The organism is Hyphomicrobiales bacterium (assembly GCA_030688605.1).
Classification (GTDB): Bacteria; Pseudomonadota; Alphaproteobacteria; order Rhizobiales; family NORP267; genus JAUYJB01.
On sequence record JAUYJB010000048.1, the window covers coordinates 1 to 3,858 of the forward strand.

Genomic DNA, 3,858 nt, shown 5'->3' on the forward strand with positions numbered 1-3,858 from the left:
AACACCATGTCGATGACGACGATCTGGGCGACGATGGCGGCGAAGGTCGTGGCCGCCGAAGCCGGCCGCTCATGGTCCCCGCCCTCGATCTCGATATGGATTTCCCGCGTCCCCTTCCACAACAGGAACAGACCGCCGGCCGCACGGTCAGTCCTTGCGCACGAAGATCACGAGCCGGTCGGAATCGACCGTGGCGGCGAAGATGTTCCGCACCGCCACGCCCTCGGCCTCCAGCTTCGCGCTGATCTCGGGCTGTTCTGCCAGCGTCGATTGCAGATTGCGAACGTCGTACTCGTTGAGTGATACCGCATTCTCGATGGCGCGGGAGGTCTTATCACCCTTGAGCGTGTCGACCTCCACGAACTCGATATGGTTGATCGCCTCCATTTCGCCGATTTCCGCCCCCTTGTCGCGGGCCTGTTCGATCGCCGAGATGACGGTGTCCGGGTCGGCATTCACGCCTGCCCCCTCGTCCGGAGCAAAATCTGCGCCCTGTGCGACGGACGAACCGGACGCCGCCAAAGCTGTAATCAGAAGCCCGAGGCAAAACCCAATGCGCATCAGTTCCCCCCTTCTTTCACCTATCAGAAACAGGGACCAGGTTGCCGCGCCTGAAGTCATTCCGTCGGGCCGCACACAAGTCCCCGCCGCGGACAGCTGGGTGCCGCATGCCGCTTTATCGTTCATTGCGCCAGGCCGGGCTGCGGCACACGGGGCGTCAGGCCGGGCTGCGGTAAGCGGCCGGACTCCTTCTCTCTCGCGCGTTGCGCCCTTTCTACCTCTTCCCGTGCCTCTATGGAGGCGCGGTCGCGGAAGCTCGGTGCCGCTTCCAACTGCTCGCGGGTCAGGTTAATGCGCGCGACCTTCTCGCTAGGCCGGACATCGAACTCGTCCCACGACAATGCAACGTGCTTGGCCCCGATCCCAAAAAAACCGCCGATGGCAACAACCGCTCCCACGATCTCGTCATTTTGATTGAACAGCAGGCTGTGAACCGATCCGATGGAAGTATCGTCCGGTCCCTTTACCTCCATTCCGACGAGATCCTCTGATAGCATAAAGCCCCGCGGCTGCTCGACAATGAGCGTTTCCGCTGGCGGCGGCGCGGCGGCTCGGGCCTGTCCCTCTTCCTGGGCGACAGCCAATGCGCTACCTAGCCCGATGGTCAGCGCCGCGCCAACAAGTGTCGTTAGCCACCGGAACATGACAAATCTCCTTGGTGTACCTCTCCTCAATCGAGGTGTTGCGCGGGTCGGCAAGCTCAGCCCCCCGCGGGTCTGTGCTTTGCCGCATCTTTGCTTATTGACCCTGGTTCATCATGTGGTCTCGAACTTCCGCCGCAAGGTTCGGATCGTTTCGAACAGCCGTTACGATCTGATTGTATTTTTCGAGGGAAAGTCCGGTTTCAGTAACAGCTGTGCGCATCTCGTCGATGGCCCTCTGCTGAATCGCCTGCTTCTGCTCCGAGTCCTCTGCCTCCTCGATCACCGGCTGATAGGCTTGGCTGATGCGCTGAACTTCGAGCGAGGCCATAGCAAAGGTCTTCAGTTCGTCCTGGCTAAAGCTCTCCGCGTTTACCGGCGGTTGCTCCTCGCCCCCGGTCGTTTGTGCCAGTGCCGTGTTCATGGGCATTGCGCTTGGCGCAGCGAGCAACGCGGCGGCGAGCAACAAGCGTGTCAGTGTCATGAATTTCTCCTTTCCGTTTGGCATGACGCGCCGGCCGGACTTTGCACGGGGCACGTTGCCAAGTTGGACAGTCCGCGGCACCGCAGAGTTCCGAAAAACGCAAAACTTTTTTGAGAAACTTGTACGTGGGTAAAATGGGAACTTTTCCGCGGGCCATGCTGTCTTGTAATGATCGTGGCATGATTGCGCGCCCAAGCAACGAGAAGAATGCTTGCTACACAGCCGGGAGCATCGGTTTGGACGAAGTTAAGTGGCTGATTGCAAAGGAGATCCCGCGGCTGCGGCGCTATGCGCTCGGTTTGGCCGACACGCCCGAGGCTGCAGATGACCTGGTGCAGGACAGCCTTGAGCGCGCTATACGCAAGCGGCACCAGTGGAAGCGGCATGGCAGCATTCGCAGCTGGTTGTATCGCATCCTCTACAATGTGTTCCTCAACCAGACCGCGCAGCGCAACCGCGAGCGCCGCGAGGTCGACATAGACGAATTGTCCGCGCCGCTGACCGAGCCCCCGCAGCAGGAAAACCAGATCGCATGCAGGGAGATTGCCGCAGCCGTGCGGCAACTGCCAAGGGAGCAACGCGCCGCGATCATGCTGACCGCGCTCGAAGGCCTTTCCTACGACGAGGCCGCCAAGATCATTGGGGTTCCGATCGGGACACTGCGCTCCCGGTTGTCGCGCGGGCGCGAGAAACTGCGCGAATTGTATGTTCCGGAGACCCGACACGCGAATTTGAGGCGCGTAAAGTAGATGACCAGCAACACCAAACTCGATCTTGACGTCCTCGCCTATATTGACGGGCGGCTGGACGACGATCCTGGCCAGAAGAGCAAGGTCGAACGCAAGATTGCCGCGTCGCCCGAACTGGCCGCGCGCATACAAGCCTATCGCGCACAGACGGAAGCGTTGCGTGAGGCATATGGCGGACGCATCAACGAGCCGGTGCCCGAACACCTGCTCGCGGTGCTGGACCGGCCCCGGATGAGCCGTGCCCGCGGCATGGCCGCCATAGCCGCGGTTGTCCTGTTAACCGTCGGCGCGGGCGCCGCGGGTTGGATGTTCGGTCGCGGAGAGACCGCGCCGGAACCGCCGAACCGGGCGTTCCTGCAGGGCAGCTACAAGGATTTCGTGAATTCAACGTCCGGAAGCCGCGTCGTCCAGCCAGGCAATGCGGAACCGATTGACTGGCTGTCAGAGGAAATATTTTTCACGCTACAAGTGCCGGATCTCAGCGACATAGGCTACACGATCATCGATAAGCGAACCGTCAACGACGGCGAACGCGAGATGGTACGCTTGACCTATAGGCGGACTGACGGCCGCAGCTTCAGCCTGTTCCTGCGGCCGCGTTCGAGCCGGCGCAACGAGGACGTCACCGTGTCGAGCGAGAACGACGTTTCCACCGCCTACTGGCGCGACGGTCCGTTGGCGTCTGCCATCGTCGCCGAACTTCCGACCGATGAAACGGCATCCATTGCCCGGCGCATCCGCAGCTCCCTGCACGATCCCACAATTTCACAGCCGATTATGGAGGCTGCTCCGAGGGTGAAAAAGGGCTTTGGACCCGCGGTCGCCGATGGTCCGGTGCCACAAACGCCGGAACAATTATCTCCTGACTCGCCCTCGCCAATTCTGCCGGATATCAATTAGCCGCGCTCGCGCAGATAGTCCTGGGTGAAGGCCGCCAGCGCCCGAGGAGACATTTGCCTCAAGACCGACGGCAGCCTATCGGCGCACGCTGCGCCGCCTGCGGGCGGCGAGGATGTTGACCGCCTCGACGCCGGCGGCGAAGGCCATGGAAAAGTAGATGTAGCCGCGCGGGATGTGGAACCCGACGCCGTCGGCGACCAGCGCCGCGCCGATCAGCATCAGAAAGCTCAGCGCCAGCATCTTGGTGGTCGGATGGCGGGCGATAAAGCCGCTTATCGGAGCGGACGCCAGATACATCACGATGATCGCGATCAGGACGGCGGCGATCATCACCTCGACATGCTCGGCGATGCCGATGGCGGTGATGATGGAATCGACGGAGAACACCATGTCGATGACGACGATCTGGGCGACGATGGCGGCGAAGGTCGTGGCCGCCGAAGCCGGCCGCTCATGGTCCCCGCCCTCGATCTCGATATGGATTTCCCGCGTCCCCTTCCACAACAGGAACAGACCGCCGGCC

6 protein-coding genes are annotated in these 3,858 nt (G+C 61.8%); 2 read left to right on the forward strand and 4 right to left on the reverse strand.

Annotation, left to right across the window (positions count from 1 at the left end; all coding sequences use genetic code 11):
• Positions 1 to 147: 147 nt before the first annotated feature.
• From Q8P46_05895 to Q8P46_05905, 3 genes are all read right to left on the reverse strand, one after another.
• Positions 148 to 687, reverse strand: a complete 540-nt coding sequence (locus Q8P46_05895) for a hypothetical protein (GenBank protein ID MDP2619694.1) — start codon at positions 685 to 687, stop codon at positions 148 to 150.
• Positions 684 to 1,205 (reverse strand): PRC-barrel domain-containing protein, encoded by a 522-nt coding sequence (locus Q8P46_05900; GenBank protein ID MDP2619695.1) that lies wholly within the window; start codon positions 1,203 to 1,205, stop codon positions 684 to 686. The genes Q8P46_05895 and Q8P46_05900 overlap by 4 nt, the downstream gene beginning before the upstream one ends.
• Positions 1,206 to 1,299: 94 nt before the next feature.
• Positions 1,300 to 1,686: a DUF4168 domain-containing protein gene (locus Q8P46_05905; GenBank protein ID MDP2619696.1), complete on the reverse strand. Its 387-nt coding sequence runs from the start codon at positions 1,684 to 1,686 to the stop codon at positions 1,300 to 1,302.
• A gap of 179 nt (positions 1,687 to 1,865) precedes the next feature.
• Here Q8P46_05905 and Q8P46_05910 point away from each other — a divergent pair, with 179 nt between their 5' ends.
• Positions 1,866 to 2,435 carry a sigma-70 family RNA polymerase sigma factor gene (locus tag Q8P46_05910; GenBank protein ID MDP2619697.1) on the forward strand — a complete coding sequence of 190 codons (570 nt, stop codon included), beginning with the start codon at positions 1,866 to 1,868 and terminating at the stop codon, positions 2,433 to 2,435.
• A complete protein-coding gene (locus Q8P46_05915) occupies positions 2,436 to 3,335 on the forward strand; it encodes a hypothetical protein (protein ID MDP2619698.1) in 900 nt (299 codons plus the stop codon).
• Positions 3,336 to 3,410: 75 nt separating this feature from the next.
• Here Q8P46_05915 and Q8P46_05920 read toward each other — a convergent pair.
• Positions 3,411 to 3,858: TerC family protein (locus Q8P46_05920; protein MDP2619699.1), on the reverse strand; the 448-nt coding region annotated here is incomplete at its 5' end.